Source organism: Halorubrum rutilum, assembly GCF_024494565.1.
Window position 1 is genome coordinate 510,255 of the sequence record NZ_JANHDN010000001.1, and the last position, 17,862, is coordinate 528,116.

Sequence of the window (17,862 nt, forward strand, 5' to 3'; positions counted from 1 at the left end):
CGAGGGACGCTCCCGATCTGACCGACGCTGTTTAACCGAACGCCCGAGAACGTGGCCGCATGGAGCCGGTCGACGACTGGCGGGCGGCGATCGCGGAGGCCGGGGAGCTCACCGGCCCGATCGCCGCCGCGATCGTCGACGAGCACGGCGACCGCGGGCAGCGCGCGATCGAGGCGGTCGGGGAGGGCCGCGTGAAGCGCTACCGCGATTTCACCGTCGTCGTCGGCCACGACGACGAGTACGTCGTCGAGGAGGGCGAGTGCACCTGCGCGGACGCGACGTACAACCTCGACGCCGAGGACCCCTCCGAGCGCTGCTGGCACGCGATCGCGGTCGACGTGGCCGACGCGGTCGGCGCGGTCGACCACCACGACATGTGGTACTCGGAGGTCCGCGAGTTCCTGTGAGCCGGTCCGCTCCCGAGCGGTGACGGCGTAACGGAACGGCCGCCGTTCAGCCGGATGAGGCGCCGAGACACCGGATTTTCCACCCCCGCCAGTCGAAAACGTTTACAACGGCGGCCGGTCTCTCCTACGGTATGGCGGACTGTCCACTCGCCGACGACTGCCCCAGTTTCGACGAACGAATCGAGGGGATGGGGTGTCAACACTACGGCAACAAGGGCGGCGCGGAGTGGTGTAACCACTACGACATGCCCATCTACGAGCTGAAACAGCAGCCGGTCCAGCCCGGCGAGGAGGTCGTCGTCGAGGTCGACGACATCCACGAGAGCGGCGCGGGCGTCGGCCGCACCGACGACGGCTTCATCGTCCTCGTCGACGGGCTCCTCCCGCCGGCGCGCGCGGAGGTGCGGATCCACCGCGTGAAGTCGAGCCACGCGACCGCACAGGACGTCGTCGAGCGCCTCCCCGAGGACCCGGACGAGGAGGGCGACGAGGACGACGCCGAAGCGGGCGCCGAGGGCGACGACGCCGAGGCGGACGACGAGGGCGACCGACGCCGCGACCGCCCGGACCGCGAACGGCTCGGCAGCCGCGAGAACTTCTGGGGCAAGTGAGCGCGTCCCGGGGTGGCCCCGCCCCACGGACAGTCCGGACGCCGCCGATCGACCGGTTTCGGGCCGGCCGACCGAACCCTTCGGCCCGGGTCGCCGAAACCGCCGTTTTTTGACCGAGCGTCCCCTCGTCGGGAGTATGGTCGCAGACGACGGTCCGTCCGACGCGGTCGACGACGTCGGGGACGTCGACGCCGCCGCGCTGCTGGAACGGGCCGGGTTCGACGCCGACGAGAGCGTCCTCACCGACCGACAGGCGGAGGTGCTCGCGCTGCGCGAGCGGGGGCTCCGGCAGTCCGACATCGCCGAGCGGCTCGGCACGTCGCGCGCGAACGTCTCCAGCGTCGAGGCGAGCGCCCGCGACAACGTCGAGCGGGCCCGGGAGACGGTCGCGTTCGCGGAGGCGCTCGCCGCGCCGGTCCGCGTGGAGATCGAGGCCGGCACGGACCTGTACGACGCCCCGAAGCGCGTCTACGACGCCTGCGACGAGGCGGGCGTGAAGGTGAACCAGACCGCGCCGGACCTGATGAAGACGATCGGCGACCGCGCCGGCGACGCGGTCCACGGCCGCGAGGTGCGCAGCCGCCTGTTCGTCACGGTCGACGCGAACGGGCAGATCCGCGTGCGACAGCCCTGAGCCGCGCCGGCCGGTCGACGCCCCGCGATCCGGCTCCTACTCCGCCAGCCGCTCCGCGACGCCGACGAGCGTCGCGCCCGCGGTGACCGTCGCCTCGCGGGCGACCGAGTAGACGACCCCGTCGCGGTCGGCCGTCGCGGTCTGCAGCGGCTCGAACGTCGCCGGGTCGTGAACGACGCCGAGCCGCTCCCCCTCGACCACGTCGTCGCCGACGTCGAGGTCGCGCGCCGGCGTGAACAGCCCCGACTCGGCGGCGTTCACGCGCCCGAGGTGGTTCCGCGCGACGGTGCCGTCCCACGGCTCGGGCTCGCCGGGGAGCAGCCCCTCCCGACGGAGGACACCGAGGGCCCCTTTTAGTCCGACCTCGACGGCCTCGGGGACGACCTCGCGGCTGTGCGCGAGCTCCGGCGTGACCGTCGGGATCCCCTCTCTGGTGGCGACGACGCGGAGCTTGCCCGCGAAGCCGCGCTCGCTCCACTCGGCGTCCGCCTCGTCGCCCGCGGCCTCCGCGAGCAGGAGGTCGGTCCCGAACGCCTCCGCGAGCGACCGGCACGCCTCGTCGCCGCGCATGTAGACGGCGTGGGTGAGCATCGCCAGCGACCCGGTGTGGAGGTCGACGATCGCGTCCGCCGCGCCCGCGAACGCCCAGAGCCGGGCCGCCATGCGCTCGTGGAGCGTCCCCTCGTCGTCGCCGGGCCAGCAGCGGTTCATGTTCGACCGGGTCGCGTCGAGCGACTCCGGCGTCGTGTACGAGACCCGGTCGAACGTGAGCGGGTCGGCGACGGGGACGGTCACGAGGGTGCCGTCGAGGTCGTTCGCGTCCGCGGTCGTCGGGTCCCCGCCGGTCAGCCGCTCATGGAGCCGCCGGAGGACCGCGGTCCCGTTCACCTCGCGGCCGTGTTGGGCGGCCTGCGCGTAGACCACGGGGCCGCCGTCGGCCGGGATATCGAGCTCGGGGCCGTCCGGCCCCGCCGTGAGGCGCCCCTCGCCGTAGACGTGGACGGTCGTCCGGACCGGGACGCCCGAGGGGAGCCGCGCGAGGACGAGTTCGCTGGCGTCGTGCATACCGGAGGGTCGGCCCTGACGCGCTTATGAATTGCCTCGGGGTCAAGCCCGGAGGCTTCCTGTTTCCACGACGCGCTTTGCAGACACCGAATGGATGTCCGTAGGGAGCGCAGTCTCCACAGGCGTATCTTCGGGCCATCCCAGCCCTAACTCAGAAAATCCGCGTTGCAGGACGTTCATCGCTGCGTTCGCATCACGGTCACACTCGAAACCACACGACGGACAGGAGTGTTCCCGAACCCAGATAGGTTTCGATGTTTCCACACCACACCGAGCGCACTCTTTTGTTGTTCCTCGGGCTTCGACTTGAACGACGTGAGTACCGTACAACTCAGCCTTGTATTCAAGCAGTGTAATGAACTGCCGCCACGCCGCATCCTGCTTGTTCCGGGCGTTGTGCGACTTCTCAAGCATTCCCTTTACGTCCAAGTCCTCAACGAACACAGCGTCGTACTCACGGACGAGCCACATCGTGAGTTTGTGCTGGTAGTCAAGTACCTTCCGACGAATATGGCGCTTGATTTTTGCCACTTCATAGCGTTGTTTCTCGTAGTTGTTTGACCCTTTCTCCCTGCGAGACAACTTGCGTTGTTCGCGGCGAAGACGCTCATACTTGTCTTCGAGGTCAAGCCAGTCCACAGTCGTCCCGTCTGATGTGTGGATGTAATTGAGGATGCCCAGGTCGATACCCACACTGTTGGCCGCGCCAAGAGATTCCACATCCGATTTCTCAGGCAGGTCGGCCTCGTTGGTTTCGAGACCAAAAGAGACGAACCACTCGCCAGTCGTCTCCTTCTTGAACGTGACCTCCTTGACGGTGGCGTTATCGGGAATCGGGCGGTGGTAACGGATTTTCACCCACCCGATTTTACTGAAGCGGACGTAAGCATACCTTTCGCGGCCCCTCTTTTCATCGAGGTCGAAGCCGGACTGATTGTACGTCACGCTCCGGTAGTCGGTTGGTGATTGCCGTTTGAGCCGACCAACGTTGTAACCCTTCTCTTTCTTTTTGCGAAGGTTCGAGAGATTACGGTGGAAACGTGCGACTGTAGCTTGCGCGGCCTTCGAGTGCAATTCCGCGAACACAGACCATTTGCGCTTCCACTCAGGGAGTTTGTTGTTTTGGTCGTACTCACTCGGTTTGTCGTCTTCGGGACTGTTCGTGTAGTCCCATCGGACGTGATTGTAGAGTTGGCGATGAACGTTGAGATGGCGTTGCAGTCCTTCCGCTACTTCTTCTGTCGGGTAGGCGTGGTAGCGGTGACTGTATTCCATCGCTGTCTCCTGAGTATTGATATGTCGACTTAATGGTTTGTATCACGAGTTGTCGGCCTCATCCTCGAGGTCAAGCCTCAGGGTATTCGCCTTGTTTCCCGATAAATCGAGGCGGGAGGTGACGCCGGCGCTGCTCCGCCGGGTCGATCGCAGTCGCCCCCTCCGCCGGGTCGACCGCGGACGCTAAGTCGGTGGGTCGTCGAGACGGAAGCGAGATGCGGGTCACGCTCCTCGGCACCGGCGACACGACCGGGACGCCGACGGTCGGCTGCGACTGCGACACCTGCGCCGCGGCGCGCGAGCGCGGGGTGTCGCGCTCGCGGTTCTCCGTCCACGTCGCCAACGAGCGCACCGGCGAGTCGCTGCTCGTCGACTTCAGCCCCGACTTCCGGAGCCAGTTCCTCGATAACGACGTGTCGCTGCCCGACGCCGGGCTCGTGACGCACATCCACTTCGACCACCTCGACGGCCTCGGCAACGTCTACCGGCTGGTCGACGGGCTCCCGGTCCACGCACCGAACGAGACCGACCCCGCCACCGACGAGAGCGTCGCCGAGACGATCCGCGACAAGTACGACTACCTGGAGGACCGGATCGGGGTGCACGCCCGCGAGCCGTTCGAGCCGTTCGAGACGTGCGGCTTCGAGGTCCGGTTCGTCCCCGTCGACCACCCGCCCCTCCTCTGTTACGGCGTCGTCGTCGAGGACCCGGAGACCGGCGGGACGCTCGCGCTCACGGGCGACACGAGCTACGACGTGCCCGAGCGCTCCCGCGAGGCGCTCGCCGGCGCCGACCTCCTGCTGGCCGACGCCATCGTCCCCGCGGCGCTCTGCGGGCACCACCCGATCGGCGGGCGCCACGAGGGGCCCGACGGCGTCCCCCGCACCTTCGGGACGAAGCACATGACCCGGGAGGGGGCGCTCGCGCTCGCCGACGAGCTGGGCGCCGCCCGGACCCGGCTCGTCCACGTCGCGCACTACTACCCGCCGGACGAGGCGTTCGCGGAGCCGCTCGCGGTCGACGGCGAGACGTACGAGCTGTAGCGAGGGCGGCGGCCCCCGCGAGCTGTAGCCTTTTGTCTCGGTAGCACGTACCACGCGTAGATGGCTGCGACGGACCGGCTCCGGACCGCGCTCGACCGCCTGGAGCCCCCGCCCCGCGCGGTCGACTGGTCGCTGTTCGCGTTCGTGACCGCCGAGGTCGGCACCGGGCTCGTCTCGTTCACCGTCGGCGTCCCGGAGGGGTGGCCGATCTTCTGGCTCCACCGCGCGCTCGGGCTCTCGATCGTCGCCCTGCTCGCGTGGAAGCTCGCGCGCGTCCGGCGCCGTCTCACCGACCCGACCCTGTGGCGGCGGTCGACGGCCCTGTCGGTCCTGACGCTCGTCGCCGCGCTCGGCGCGCTCTCGACCGGAATCGTCTGGGTGTTCGGGCTCGACGTGCGGCTCTCCTACTGGACGCTCCTCTCGGTCCACGTCGGCTTCGGACTGCTCCTGCTCCCGCTCGTGGCCGCGCACGCGACGACCCGGTTCCGGCTCCCGCGCCGGGTCGACTTCGAGCGCCGTCGGACCGCGGTCCGCTACTTCGCGCTGCTGGCGGCCGGCGGCGCGACGTACCGGCTCCAGCAGGGGCTCAACGACCTGCTCGACACCGCCGGCGCGGACCGGCGATTCACCGGCTCTCAGCCCCGCGAGGGCGACGGGAACGGGGCGTTTCCGATCACCTCGTGGGTCGCCGACGACCCGGACCCGATCGACCGAGACGCGTACCGGCTGACGGTCGACGGGCTCGTGAGCGACCCGGTCGAACTCGACGCCGACGAGCTGGCGGCGGGCCACGAGACCGAGGCGCTGCTCGACTGTACGAGCGGCTGGTACACGGTCCAGGAGTGGGGCGGGATCCGCGTCGGCGACCTGCTGGACGGGGCCGGTGAAATCGATGACGACGCGGCCTACGTCCGGTTCACGTCGGTCACGGGCTACCGCTGGAGTCTCCCGATCGAGGAGGCCGAGGAGGCGCTGCTCGCGACGCACGTCGGCGGCGAGCGCCTGAGCCACGGCCACGGCGCGCCGGCGCGGCTCGTCGCGCCCGACCGGCGGGGATTCCAGTGGGTGAAGTGGGTGACGCGCGTCGAGGTCCGGTCGGAGTACGACCTCGGGCAGTGGGTGGTGACGCTGGTGAGCGGGTTCGACTGAGCGGCAGTCGCGTTCACGGCCCCGGAGCGCCCGACTACTCGTACTCGTTGCCGACGACCTCGCGGATGCGCTCCGCGGTCACCGGCCCCACGCCCTCGACCTCCAGGAGGTCGTCCTCGGGCGCGGTCATCACGGCCTCGACGGTGCCGAAGTGCTCCAGCAGGGTCCGGGCCGTGACGGGGCCGATATCGGCGATGGCGGAGACGACGTACTCCTGCTGTTCCGCGCGGGTCTTCGTCGTCTTCTCGCCGTGGACGCTCACCTCGCGGTCGCGCGTCTCCTGCTCCCGCTTGGCGATCGTCGCGAGCAGTTCGGTGGTGTCGTCCTCGCCCTCGGTGCGGAGCACGCTCACGTCGAAGTCGACCGCGAGCGACGCGAGCGCGCCCCGGATCGCGTTGGGGTCGATGTCGCGCTGGCCGTAGAGGTTCGTCCCCTCGACGACCATCACCGGGCGGGCGTACGCCCGCGAGAGCTCGCCGACCTGCTCGAACATCGACCGGTCGGCGTCGAGCATCGAGTCGACGAAGTCGGCCGCCGACTTGCGCTCGACGGCGACGCGGTCGGAGAGCACGTAGTCGCCGACCGCGAGCGTCTCAAGCCGGGTGACGAGCCCGTCGCGCGTCGAGAGGTCCTTCGCGATGGAGGAGTCGAGCTCGCGCTGGTCGACGACGACCTCGACGCCCTCGTCGACGCCGGCAGTGGCGACGACGCCGTCGTCGGCTTCCGTTTCCTCGTCGGCGCTCTCCTCGCCGGCCCGCGCTTCCTCGGCGAAGTTGGTGAGGCCGGCGTCGTCGCCGCCGGCGGCGTCGTCGCCATCGTCGTCGCTGTCGGCGTTCTCAGCCGGGCCGGCGTCGACGTTCGCGTCGCCCTCGGTCCCGGATCCCCCACTGAACGCGTCGAGGCCGGCCTGCCCGTCGTCGCCGACCGTCTCCTCGATGTCGTCGGTGGCCTCCTTCAGCTCGGCGAGCTGGCTGGCCATCTCCTTCTCGCGGCGCCGCGAGATCCAGAAGAACGCCTCGTCGCGGGTGTCCTCGGCCATGAGGACGACCACCTTCCCCTCGGCCTGCCGACCGGTCCGGCCCTTGCGCTGGATCGAGCGGATCGCGGTCGGGACCGGCTCGTAGAAGCAGACGAGGTCGACCTCGGGGACGTCGAGCCCCTCCTCCGCGACGGAGGTGGAGACGAGCACCTCGAACTCGCCCGCCTTGAACTCGTCGAGCGTCTCCTGCTGCTCCGTCTGGCTCATCCCGTCGGAGCCCTCCTTGTCGCCCTGGCCGACGAACTTTCGGACGTCGAAGCTGGCGGAGAGGAACTCCACGAGCGCCTCGGCGGTGTCGCGGGACTCGGTGAAGAGGATGGCTCGCTCGCCCTCGTTGATGCCGAGGGTCTCGGCGAGGAGGATCCGCGCCTTCGAGAACTTCGGGTGGAGCCCGTCGAACGACTCCGCCTTCCGCATCGCCTCGCGCACCTTGGGGTCGGCGACCATGCGCTGGCTCGCCTTCGAGGCGCCCGACGAGCGGGCGGCCTCGCGCTGGCGCTCGAAGTACCGCCGGACGGACTCGACCGACTGCGTCTCGACCAGCTCGGTCGCGCGCCGGAGCTTCATCACCTCGGCGTGGGTGGACATTCCCTTGTACCCGTCCGACTGGTCGTTGTCCATCATTTTCTTCAGCTTCCCCCGCATCTTGTTCAGGTCCTTCTGCGAGAGGTCGGGGTTCGTCGTGTTCGTCACGCCGAGCGACTTGAGCTTCTCCAACCGGTCGGTGATCACCTCGTTGAGCGCGTCGCGGATCTCCAGGACCTCGTCGGGGAGCGTCACCTGCTCCCACTGGACGTCGGTGTCGTGGGTGTACTCGTCGACGTCGGCGTCCTCCTCGGTCATCACCTCCACGTTCGAGAGCCCGAGGTTCTCGCAGACCGTCTCGATCTCCTCGGTGTCGCCGCCGGGCGAGGCCGACATCCCGGTGACGAGCGGGTCGGCCGCGTCGGCGTGGTAGCGCTCGGCGATGTAGACGTACGCGTAGTCGCCGGTCGCGCGGTGGCACTCGTCGAAGGTGAGGTGGGTCACGTCGCGCAGCGAGATCCGGTTGCCGACGAGGTCGTTCTCGACGACCTGCGGGGTCGCGATCACGATCCGGGCGTCGTCCCAGAGCGCCGCGCGGTCGTCCGGCTTCACGTCGCCGGTGAAGACGACGATCTCGTCGTCCGGAATCTGCAGCGCCTCGCGGTAGAAGTCGGCGTGCTGCTGGACGAGGGGTTTGGTGGGGGCTAAAAAGAGCGCCCTCCCGCCGACCTCGCGGAGGCGCTCGGCGGTGACGAGCAGGCTGACCGTGGTCTTGCCGAGGCCGGTCGGGAGGCAGACGAGGGTGTGGTCGCGGGCCGCGGACTCCGCGAGCTGGAGCTGGTAGCGGCGCTCCTGGAGGAAGTCGTCGACGAGCAGGGGTCTGTCGATGCCGGCGGCCTCTGTCGCCATCGGCGGGGCTTCGCCGCCGTCGGCCTAAAGCCTTCGCGAAGCGGGGTGAAAGTTATCGCTCGGCGGAACGCTCCTCTCGGTGCTCCTCGGGCACGTCCTCGTCGACCAGCTCCGCCCACTCCGCGAGCCGGTCTCCGGATGGTGTCTGCGCGCTCATCAGGGGACGGATCTCCGTGGTACGTCTTAACAGTTTCTCCGATTCCACACGATCTGTCATCGGTTCGGCGCCGGTCGGGGGTCGCGAGCACCGGGATCCGGGGGATCCGACCGCGACTCGCACGCCTTTTAGGGTTCACGCGCGTCCGACCGGTATGAGCAAACTCGACGCGTTCCTCGCCGGCGAGCGGCTCGACGACGTCGTCTTCTACCTGAACGACGCGTACCTCGACGACGACTCCCGGCTCCGGAACGTCGGGACCGAGACGGACGGCGGCGTCCGGCTGATCCTCGACGGCGAGACCGGCCGGTCGGCGTTCGAGGCCGGCACGGGGATGGGCGCGATGGAGTTCGCGAAGACGGCGATGGGCGCCGAAGGCGAGATCGCCCGCTCGCTCGACGGCGGGGAGTGTCCGTTCGCGGACGACGCGGGCGGGGACCCCGACGGCCACGCCGTCAGCTTCGTCTTCGCGTTCGCGGAGGCGCAGAACGAGGAGGTCGGCGGGCTCTACGCCGAGGGCGACGTGGTCCACGCGTACGCCCGCTGCGCGTGCGGCGAGAGCTACTCGCACAAGTGGATCGTCGGCGACCGCGACGATTGAAGCGTGGAAAACGCGGCGGAGCCGGCCTTACTTCCCCTCGGGCGCGTCCTCCTCCGGCACCGACCCCTCGACGAGCGACCGGTCGGCGTACCGCTCCCGGAGGTCCTTCTTCGAGAACTTCCCGGTGGCGGTCTTCGGGACCTCGTCGATGAACTCCACCGCGTCCGGCACCCACCACTTCGGGTACTCCTCGCGGAGGCCGGCCTCGATCTCCTCGACTAAGGCCTCGCGGTCGACGCCGTCCGCCGCGACGACGAACGCGACCGGCCGCTCCTGCCAGCGCTCGTGGGGGACGCCGACGACGGTCGCCTCGCTCACGCCGTCGTACGCCATGATCGCGTTCTCTAACTCGACGCTGGAGATCCACTCGCCGCCCGACTTGATCACGTCCTTCGTCCGGTCGACGAGCTCGAGGTAGCCGTCCTCGTCGACGGTGACCACGTCGCCGGTCTTCAGCCAGCCGTCGACGAACTCCGCCTCGCTGGCCTCGGGGCGCGCGAAGTACTCCTTCGTGACCCACGGGCCGCGGATCCGCAGCTCGCCGAACTCCTCGCCGTTCCAGGGGACCGCCTCGCCGTCCTCGTCGATGACCTCGAACTCAAGGCCGGGGACGACGAGCCCCTGCTTCGACCGCTTGTCGACCCGCGTCTCGTAGTCGGCGTCGCGCAGGTCGCTCGTGAGGTGCGAGACGGTGCCGATCGGCGACAGCTCCGTCATCCCCCACGCGTGGAGCAGCTCGACGCCCCGGTCGTCGTACCACTCGATCAGCGACCGCGGGGCGGCCGCGCCGCCGACGATCACGGTGTCGAGCGTCGAGAGGTCGACCTCGTTGCCCCCCTCGATGTACTCGCGGAGGCCGAGCCACACCGTCGGGACGCCCGCCGAGACCGTCACGCCCTCCTCCTCGATCAGCGCCGCGAGGTCGGCCGGGTCCGGCGACGGGCCGGGGTAGACGTGCTTCGCGCCCGCCGCGGTCGCGGTGAACGGCATCCCCCACGCGTTGACGTGGAACATGGGGACGACCGGCATCACCACGTCGGAGTCCTCCATCGGGATCCCCTGCGGCGTCTGCGAGGCCATCGTGTGGCTCCACAGCATCGACTGCGTGTACTCGACGCCCTTCGGCTTCCCCGTCGTCCCCGAGGTGTAACAGAGGCCGGCGGGCCGGTCCCCGTCGAGGTCGGGCCAGTCGTACTCGGTCGGCTGGTCCGCGACGAACTCCTCGTACGGCGTGGCGTCGAGCGCGTCGATCTCGGTCGAGCCCATGACGACGAAGTCCACGTCGGCGAACTCCTCGGCGCCCTCGGCCGCGCCCGCGAGTTTCCCCGCGAGCGACGGGTCGACGAAGACGATCTCGTCGTCCGCGTCGTCGACGATGTACCGGACGTGCTCGTCCGGCAGGAGCGGGTTGATCGTGTGGAGCTGCGCGCCGCTGCTCGGGACGCCGAAGTACGTCTCGAAGTGCCGGGTGTGGTTCCAGCAGAACGTCGCGACCCGGTCGCCCCGCTCGATCCCGTGCTCGTCCAGGGCGTTCGCGAGCCGCGCCGTGCGATCGGCGTACTCGGCGTAGGTGTGTCGCGTCCGTCCCTCGTGCGTCCGGGAGACGATCTCGGTGTCGGGGTACAGTCGTTCGGCGCGCCACAGGAACGGTCGGAGCGTCTGCGCGTGTCCACCTGGCATACCTCACACACCACGGATTCGAGAACTATGAACATTCGCATGATTGATAGTGAGGGATCGGCGGCGTGAGGAACGCGTCCGGAGCTCGGGCGCTCGTTTATAACCGGTTATTGATAGATCGTGGGTGAACGCTCCCAAATCCCCAGCCGCTCGCTTCGGCGTATCTGCTGTGAGACCATGGGCGAACGCTCCCAAATCCCCAGCCGCGAGGACGGTGCACGCTCGCTGCGCTCCTCACTCTGTCGCTCACTTCGTTCGCTCCCTCGTTGCGGTGCTTGCGTCCCCTGCACCGTCCTCGCGGCTGCCCCTTCGAGTCCCACCCGCCCGCACAGCACCGCAACCTCACACCTCCCCAGCCTCGTCGGGCGGCCTCCGCGTTGCTCCGGCCGCCCGACTCCCTCGCGCGGCGCTCCTCGCGCCCTGTGGGCGCTCGGAGGCGCGCGCCGACCGCACGATAGTAATTAAAAGAGTCCGCTATCCACGGAAGAGGCTCGCGTGCACCGGCGCGTGGTCCGACTCGGGCCGCGCGGACTCCTCGCCCGCGCCGCCGTCGTCGGAGACGGCCCGCCCCTCGACCCCCTCGGCGAGGAAGTCGCGGAGCGGCGGGCCGACGTGTTCGGGCTCGACGAGGAACGCGTCGTGGCCGTGGTCGGAGTCGATCACGTGGTGGGCGACGGGGACGTCGCGCTCGCGGAAGGCGGTCGCGAGCGACGCCGACTGCTCGACGGTGAAGTGCCAGTCGGCGGTGAAGCTCAGCAGGAGCGCCTCGCCCTCGAAGGCGGCGAGCGCGTCGGCGTCGGTGCCGTGGCCCGCGGAGAGGTCGTACTCGTCCATCGCGCGCGTGAGGTAGAGGTAACTGTTCGCGTCGAAGCGCTCGCTGAACCCCTCGGCCTGGTAGTCGAGGTACGACTCCACCTCCCGGTACGGGAAGAAGGCCGCCGTCGGCTCCGGCGGCAGCCCGAGGTCGCCCTCCTCGCGCGTCAGCGAGTCGCGGCCCGCGGAGCGCCGGCCGAACTTGCGCTCCATCGACGCCTTCGAGAGGTACATGATGTGGCCGATCTGGCGGGCCAGGGCGAGCCCCTCGCGGGGCGCGGGGCGGTCCTCACCGTAGTAGTGCCCGCCGTTCCAGTGGGGGTCCGCGCGGATCGCGCGGCGGGCGACCGCGTCGAGCGCGAGGCACTGGGCGTCGAGCCGTCCGGCGGTCGCGATGGGGACGATCCGGTCGACGTCGTCCGGGTAGCGCTTCGCCCACTCCAAGACGTTCATGCCGCCGACGCTGCCGCCGACGACGGCGCGCAGCCGCCCCACGCCGAGCTGGTCGAGCAGGCGCCGCTGGGCGCGCGCCCAGTCCTCAACCTGCACCGGCGGGAAGGCGGTCCCCCACCGGTCGTGGTCGGGCTCGTCGGGGAGGTCGAGGTCGGCGGGGCGCTCGCTCGCCGGGCCGGTCGTGCCGTAACAGGAGCCGGGGACGTTCGCGCAGACGACGAAGTACTCCGTCGTGTCGATCGCCTTCCCCGGGCCGACGATGTCGTCCCACCAGGCGCGGGCCTGCCCGGCCTGTCCGGCGTCCCGTTCGGGCGAGGGCGAGCGCGCGACGTTCTGGCTCCCGGTGAGCGCGTGGCAGACGAGCACGACGTTGTCGCCGTCGAACTCGCCGTGCGTCTCGTAGGCGACCTCCAGGTCGGGGACCGACTGGCCGCACTCGAAGACGAACTCGCCGAGCGAGACGGTCCCCGCCTCCGAGGGCGTCGTGCTCATCTCACTCTCCTCCGGCGGCGCGCTCGCCCGCCGCCAGCCCGCGGTCGAGGTCGGCGATCACGTCGTCGGCGTCCTCGATCCCGACGGAGAGCCGGAGCATCTCCGGGTGGACGCCGGCGAGCCGCTGCTGGGTCTCGTCCATCTGCGCGTGGGTGGTCGAGGCCGGGTGGATGACGAGCGTCTTCGCGTCGCCGATGTTCGCGAGGAAGCTCGTCAGGTCGACCGACTCGCAGAACGTCTTGGCGGCCTCGTAGCCGCCGTCGACGCCGAACGTGACCATCCCCCCGAAGCCGTCGAGGTACTCGGCGGCGTTGCCGTGGCTCTGGTGGTCCTCGAAGCCGGGGTACGCCACCCAGTCGACCCGGTCGTCGTCGCGGAGGAACTCGGCGACGGTCCGGGCGTTCTCGCAGTGGCGCTCCATCCGGAGCGGGAGGGTGTTGAGCCCCTGGATCGTCTGCCACGCGTCGAAGGGGGACTGCTGGCCGCCGGTCGGGCGCACCCCGCGCTGGCGGGCGACGTTCGCGAACGCCGCGTCGCCGAACCGCTCGACGAAGTCGATGGGGAAGGCGGGCGACTCGCCGTCGAGCTCGTCGTAGTCGGCGTCGGGGTGGTCCCACGGGAACCGCCCGCCGTCGACGACGACGCCGCCGACGGTCGTCCCGTTGCCCGTGATCCACTTCGTCGTCGACTCCCAGGTGATGTCGGCGCCGTGCTCGAACGGCCGACAGAGGTACGGCGTCGCGAACGTGTTGTCGACGACGAGCGGGACGGCGTGCTCGTGGGCGATCTCGGCGAGCCGCTCGAAGTCGGGCGTGACCAGCGAGGGGTTCGCGATCGTCTCCACGTGGACGAACGCGGTGTCCTCGTCGATCGCGTCCGCGTACGCCTCGTAGTCGAGCGTGTCGACGAGGCGGGCCTCGACCCCGCGGCGGTCCGCGATGCTCGTGAGGTACGCGGCCGTACCGCCGTACATCTCGGCGCTGGCGACGACGTTGTCGCCCGCGCTCGCGAGCACGGTCGTTATCGCGTCGAAGGCGGCCATCCCCGAGCCGGTCGCGACCGCGTCCGAACCGCCGGAGAGGTCCGCGAGCCGGTCTTCGAGGGCGCCCACGGTCGGGTTGGAGAGCCGGGAGTAGATGTGGCCCTCCGCCCGGAGCGCGTACATCTCCGCCGCCGTGTCCGCGTCGTCGAAGACGAACGAGGTCGTCTGGTGGATCGGGGTCGCGCGCGACCCGGTCGCCGGGTCGGCCTCGGCGCCGGCGTGGAGACTCCGGGTGTTGAACCCACGTGTCATGTGTCTAGTGCATATATCTCAAGATATCTATAACCATCAGTTACGGCAAGTGATGCCTCCGCCTGTGTCGGCGCGGCGGGAGCGACGCGAGTCCGGCCGTCTCCCACCGACCCGGCGAAGCGTGAGTTTATCCCCGATCGCGAGCCAACGAGGGGTAATGGCAGTCGCCGACCCACCCGTGCCGGAGCTCGCCGGACGCGCGAGCGCCTGCGCCGACCGGCTCCGCGCCGCGGACCGCGTGCTGCTCGCGTCCCACATCGACGCCGACGGGCTCACCAGCGGCGCGATCGCCTCGACGGCCCTCGGGCGGGCGGGGATCGACCACGAGGTCGTCTTCGAGAAGCAGCTCGACGCCGAGTCGGTCGCGGGGATCGCCGCCCGCGAGTTCGACGTGGTGCTGTTCACCGACTTCGGCTCCGGCCAGCTCGACGTCATCGCCGAGCACGAGGCCCGCGGCGACTTCGTCCCCGTCATCGCGGACCACCACCAACCGGCCGACCGCGACACGGAGTTCCACCTCAACCCCCTGCTGGAGGGGCTCGACGGCGCGAGCGAGCTGTCGGGCGCGGGCGCCAGCTACGTGCTCGCCCGGGCGCTGGAGGGGCCGGACGGCGACAACCGCGACCTGGCCGGACTGGCGGTCGTCGGCGCCGTCGGCGACATGCAGGACTCCGACGGCGGGCTCGCCGGCGCCAACGAGGCGGTCGTCGCCGACGGCGTGGACGCCGGCGTCGTCGAGACGCGCACCGACCTGGACCTGTACGGGAGACAGACCCGCCCGCTCCCGAAGCTGCTGGAGTACGCCTCCGACGTGACGATCCCGGGGATCTCGAACGACGAGGCGGGGGCGATCTCGTTTCTGACCGACCTCGACGTCGACGTGAAGCGCGACGGGGAGTGGCGGCGCTGGGTCGACCTCGACGGCGAGGAGCGCCAGGTGCTCGCGTCGGCGCTGATGCGCCGCGCCGTCGCCTCCGGCGTCCCCGCCGACCGGATCGAAGCGCTCGTCGGGACCTCCTACACCCTCGTCGACGAGGAGCCCGGGACCGAGCTGCGGGACGTCAGCGAGTTCTCCACCCTCCTCAACGCCACCGCCCGGTACGAGCGGGCCGACGTGGGGCTCGCGGTGTGTCTCGGCGACCGCGGCGACGCGCTCGCCGAGGCGCGGCGCCTGCTCCGGACCCACCGACGGAACCTCTCCGAGGGGCTCCAGTGGGTAAAAAACGAGGGCGTCACCGACGAGGAGCACCTCCAGTGGTTCGACGCCGGCTCGCGCATCCGCGAGACGATCGTCGGCATCGTCGCCGGGATGGCGATCGGGTCGCCGGCCCTCGACCGCTCGAAGCCGGTGATCGCGTTCGCGGAGGAGAGCGCCGCGGAGCTGAAGGTGTCCTCGCGGGGGTCACACGCCCTCGTGCGACGCGGGCTCGACCTCTCGGCGGTGATGCGCGAGGCGAGTCGGGCCGTCGGCGGCGACGGCGGCGGCCACGACGTGGCCGCGGGCGCGACGATCCCGATCGGCGAGCGCGACGCGTTCCTCGCCGAGGCGGACCGGCTGGTCGGCGAACAGCTCGCGTGAGTCGGTCCGGCCGCCGCCCCGGAGGGTCGGACCGCTCCGGTCACCGCAGCGTCGCGTAGGTCAGCAGCGAGACGGCGAGCAGTTCGAGCACGCTCATTCCGAGCACGACCCGACCGACCAGCGGGTCCATCGCGTACAGCGTCCGCATGTTGCTGAGGAAGAAGGCCACCGAGACCAGGTTCTCGACCAGCAGGACCGCGCTGAACCCCAACAGCCCCAGGAGGAGCGTCGACCCGAACTCGCGGTAGTTGTCGAGCCACACCGCGGCCAACACCGCCAGCATCGCGCTGTTGACGCCCGCGATCAGGACGGCGACCCCGGTCGGCGTCGCGGGGTTCATCCGGCGTCCACCTCCGACGTGATCTCCTCGAACGCGTCCGCGTGGCGCTCGAAGCGGTCGGTGAGGAAGTAGAGCTTCCCGTAGTCGTGGTCGCTCGGCTCGACGACGTCGTGGTCTTGCAGCATCTCGAGGTGGTGTGTGATCGTGTTGTAGTCGACGTCCAGTTCCTCGGCGAGTTCGTTCGCGTTCCGGGGGCGGGCGCGGAGTTCCCGGACGATCCGGACCCTGTTGGCGCCACCGCGGCTCGCGACGAACAGGTACCACCTAATACAGCGAGGGAGTCCTGCCGTTCAGGGCGGGCGGGAATCGCGCCGTGAGCAACACCCAACCGCAAAACACTATGCTAATCAACTTCCCAATTCATATAAATACATAGCACCACATGTGATGTATAGATGGAGCTTCAACGTACCGCTGTCGTGAAACTCTCCGTTCCCAACGACCGCCGGGACGACCTGAAGGAAACAATGGATACCTTCAGGAACGCCGCCCAGCGGTTCGCTGATCGAGGATGGGAGGGCAACAACGACGGGTACGTGATTACCTCTCGCTCCCAGCTTCAACCATACCTCTACGACGACATCCGAAATGAAACCGGATTGCACTCTGACCTCTGTGTTGCTGCGGTCAACCATGCTGCCGATGCACTTCGTGGCGTCGTTGAGCGCATGAAAGAGGGTGAGAAAGTTTCCAAGCCGGTGTTCACGTCGAACACGACCGTTTACAATACCAGTGCAATCAGCTATTTTGATGGGTATTGTACGCTTGCCGCCTACGGCAGTGGTCGTGTGAAAGCCGAATACGTCTATCCAGACGATTCCATTCAGGCTGAGTACATGGAATCAGACGAATGGGGCAAACAGGGGGCGAAGCTTCGATACGACCAGCAGACAGATACCTACTACCTCCACGTCTCAGTCAAGCAGGAACGTGACGACACGCAGGAAGAAGCCGAGGGCCGAACAGTCCTTGGCGTAGATCGCAACGTGGACGGGTATCTCGCTGTGACCAGCTCTGGTGCGTTCATCGGTAACGCAGACCTATTGAACCACAAACGCCGCGAATACGAACGCCGACGCGGCAACCTACAACAGACCGGAACGCGATCAGCCCATCTCACAATCCAGTCGATTGGTGATCGCTTCGCCAATTGGAGCGAGAACTATCTACACCATGTGTCGAAAGAGGTAGTTACTGAGGCTGTCGCCAACGGGTGTGAGACGATTGTACTGGAAGACTTAGAGAATATCCGAGAGCGGATGTCGGATCTCTCAAAGTTCCAGCAGTGGGCGTTTCGAGAGCTATCGCGGAAGATAACCTACAAGGCGAAGGCTGAAGGAATCACTGTTGAAGTGGTGAATCCAGCCTACACAAGCCAGCAGTGTAGTCATTCCGAGTGTGGGTTCACACATGAGGATAACCGCGACGGCGATGAGTTTGTGTGTCAGAAGTGCGGCAAAGAGCTACACAGCGACTACAACGCAGCGCGAAACATAGCAGCGCGGTATCTCCGGAATCGGCGTAAGTCTGGTTCCGGAGGGGCAACCAATCACCTTGCCCTGAAGTCAGGAACAGTGAATGGGAGCGGCGATTTCACGCCCACCGTATCACGCGGGTAGACCGGGAGTTCACTGACAAACCCCGGCGTTTACGCCGGGTGTAGGTGATAGGGCCTTCTCTATCTGACGTACTGGTGTGTCCGGTACGTGATGAAAGTCGTTTCGACCCGGACGGTGGTCCGGTGAGCGTTGCGGGACGGTGGTTCGGTGAGCGTCGCGGGACGACGCTCCGGGAGC

General features: G+C 68.7%; 16 protein-coding genes. 8 read left to right on the forward strand and 8 right to left on the reverse strand.

All coding sequences use genetic code 11. The features are described 5' to 3' along the window. Positions 1–59 precede the first annotated feature (59 nt). The 3 genes from NO900_RS02750 to NO900_RS02760 all read left to right on the forward strand — a co-directional run bounded on the left by NO900_RS02750 (position 60) and on the right by NO900_RS02760 (position 1,652). The gene (locus NO900_RS02750) at positions 60–407 is read left to right on the forward strand and encodes a hypothetical protein (protein WP_256407676.1); all 348 of its coding nucleotides are present in this window, start codon (positions 60–62) and stop codon (positions 405–407) included. A gap of 131 nt (positions 408–538) precedes the next feature. Further along, positions 539–1,018, forward strand: coding sequence for a TRAM domain-containing protein (locus NO900_RS02755; protein ID WP_256407677.1), 480 nt, complete (start codon positions 539–541; stop codon positions 1,016–1,018). A 136-nt stretch (positions 1,019–1,154) separates the two neighbouring features. Beyond that, positions 1,155–1,652, forward strand: a complete 498-nt coding sequence (locus NO900_RS02760) for a Tfx family DNA-binding protein (RefSeq protein WP_256407678.1) — start codon at positions 1,155–1,157, stop codon at positions 1,650–1,652. Positions 1,653–1,688: 36 nt separating this feature from the next. On the opposite strand, the gene NO900_RS02765 is transcribed toward NO900_RS02760, so the two are convergent. Then, positions 1,689–2,717, reverse strand: coding sequence for a succinylglutamate desuccinylase/aspartoacylase family protein (locus NO900_RS02765; protein ID WP_256407679.1), 1,029 nt, complete (start codon positions 2,715–2,717; stop codon positions 1,689–1,691). A 42-nt stretch (positions 2,718–2,759) separates the two neighbouring features. Beyond that, positions 2,760–3,992: an RNA-guided endonuclease InsQ/TnpB family protein gene (locus NO900_RS02770; RefSeq protein WP_256407680.1), complete on the reverse strand. Its 1,233-nt coding sequence runs from the start codon at positions 3,990–3,992 to the stop codon at positions 2,760–2,762. A gap of 215 nt (positions 3,993–4,207) precedes the next feature. On the opposite strand from NO900_RS02770, the gene NO900_RS02775 reads away from it, so the two are divergent. Next, positions 4,208–5,035, forward strand: a complete 828-nt coding sequence (locus NO900_RS02775) for an MBL fold metallo-hydrolase (RefSeq protein WP_256407681.1) — start codon at positions 4,208–4,210, stop codon at positions 5,033–5,035. A 60-nt stretch (positions 5,036–5,095) separates the two neighbouring features. Next, positions 5,096–6,184, forward strand: coding sequence for a molybdopterin-dependent oxidoreductase (locus NO900_RS02780; protein WP_256407682.1), 1,089 nt, complete (start codon positions 5,096–5,098; stop codon positions 6,182–6,184). A gap of 34 nt (positions 6,185–6,218) precedes the next feature. Here NO900_RS02780 and NO900_RS02785 read toward each other — a convergent pair whose 3' ends face one another. Further along, entirely contained in the window at positions 6,219–8,657 is a 2,439-nt protein-coding gene (locus NO900_RS02785) for a DEAD/DEAH box helicase (protein ID WP_256407683.1), read from the reverse strand. A gap of 311 nt (positions 8,658–8,968) precedes the next feature. Between NO900_RS02785 and NO900_RS02790 the strand changes: the two genes are divergently transcribed. Continuing rightward, positions 8,969–9,415, forward strand: a complete 447-nt coding sequence (locus NO900_RS02790) for a DUF5807 family protein (RefSeq protein ID WP_256407684.1) — start codon at positions 8,969–8,971, stop codon at positions 9,413–9,415. 27 nt (positions 9,416–9,442) lie between these two features. Here the strand turns inward: NO900_RS02790 and NO900_RS02795 are convergent, their stop codons facing one another. The 3 genes from NO900_RS02795 to NO900_RS02805 form a co-directional block, all read right to left on the reverse strand. Continuing rightward, positions 9,443–11,095: a long-chain fatty acid--CoA ligase gene (locus NO900_RS02795; protein WP_256407685.1), complete on the reverse strand. Its 1,653-nt coding sequence runs from the start codon at positions 11,093–11,095 to the stop codon at positions 9,443–9,445. Between the two features lie 474 nt (positions 11,096–11,569). Next, positions 11,570–12,853: a homoserine O-acetyltransferase MetX gene (gene metX / locus NO900_RS02800; protein ID WP_256407686.1), complete on the reverse strand. Its 1,284-nt coding sequence runs from the start codon at positions 12,851–12,853 to the stop codon at positions 11,570–11,572. Between the two features lies 1 nt (position 12,854). Next, positions 12,855–14,147, reverse strand: a complete 1,293-nt coding sequence (locus tag NO900_RS02805; protein ID WP_256407687.1) for an O-acetylhomoserine aminocarboxypropyltransferase/cysteine synthase family protein — start codon at positions 14,145–14,147, stop codon at positions 12,855–12,857. Between the two features lie 157 nt (positions 14,148–14,304). Between NO900_RS02805 and recJ the strand changes: the two genes are divergently transcribed. Further along, positions 14,305–15,726, forward strand: a complete 1,422-nt coding sequence (gene recJ / locus NO900_RS02810) for a RecJ family nuclease (RefSeq protein ID WP_256407688.1) — start codon at positions 14,305–14,307, stop codon at positions 15,724–15,726. 40 nt (positions 15,727–15,766) lie between these two features. Here recJ and NO900_RS02815 read toward each other — a convergent pair whose 3' ends face one another. Next, a complete protein-coding gene (locus NO900_RS02815) occupies positions 15,767–16,066 on the reverse strand; it encodes a DUF8036 family membrane protein (protein ID WP_256407689.1) in 300 nt (99 codons plus the stop codon). Then, positions 16,063–16,335 carry an ArsR/SmtB family transcription factor gene (locus NO900_RS17520; protein WP_321169209.1) on the reverse strand — a complete coding sequence of 91 codons (273 nt, stop codon included), beginning with the start codon at positions 16,333–16,335 and terminating at the stop codon, positions 16,063–16,065. Before NO900_RS17520 ends, NO900_RS02815 begins: the two co-directional genes overlap by 4 nt. A 126-nt stretch (positions 16,336–16,461) precedes the next feature. On the opposite strand from NO900_RS17520, the gene NO900_RS02830 reads away from it, so the two are divergent. Further along, a complete protein-coding gene (locus tag NO900_RS02830; RefSeq protein WP_256407691.1) occupies positions 16,462–17,685 on the forward strand; it encodes an RNA-guided endonuclease InsQ/TnpB family protein in 1,224 nt (407 codons plus the stop codon). Positions 17,686–17,862: the final 177 nt, after the last annotated feature.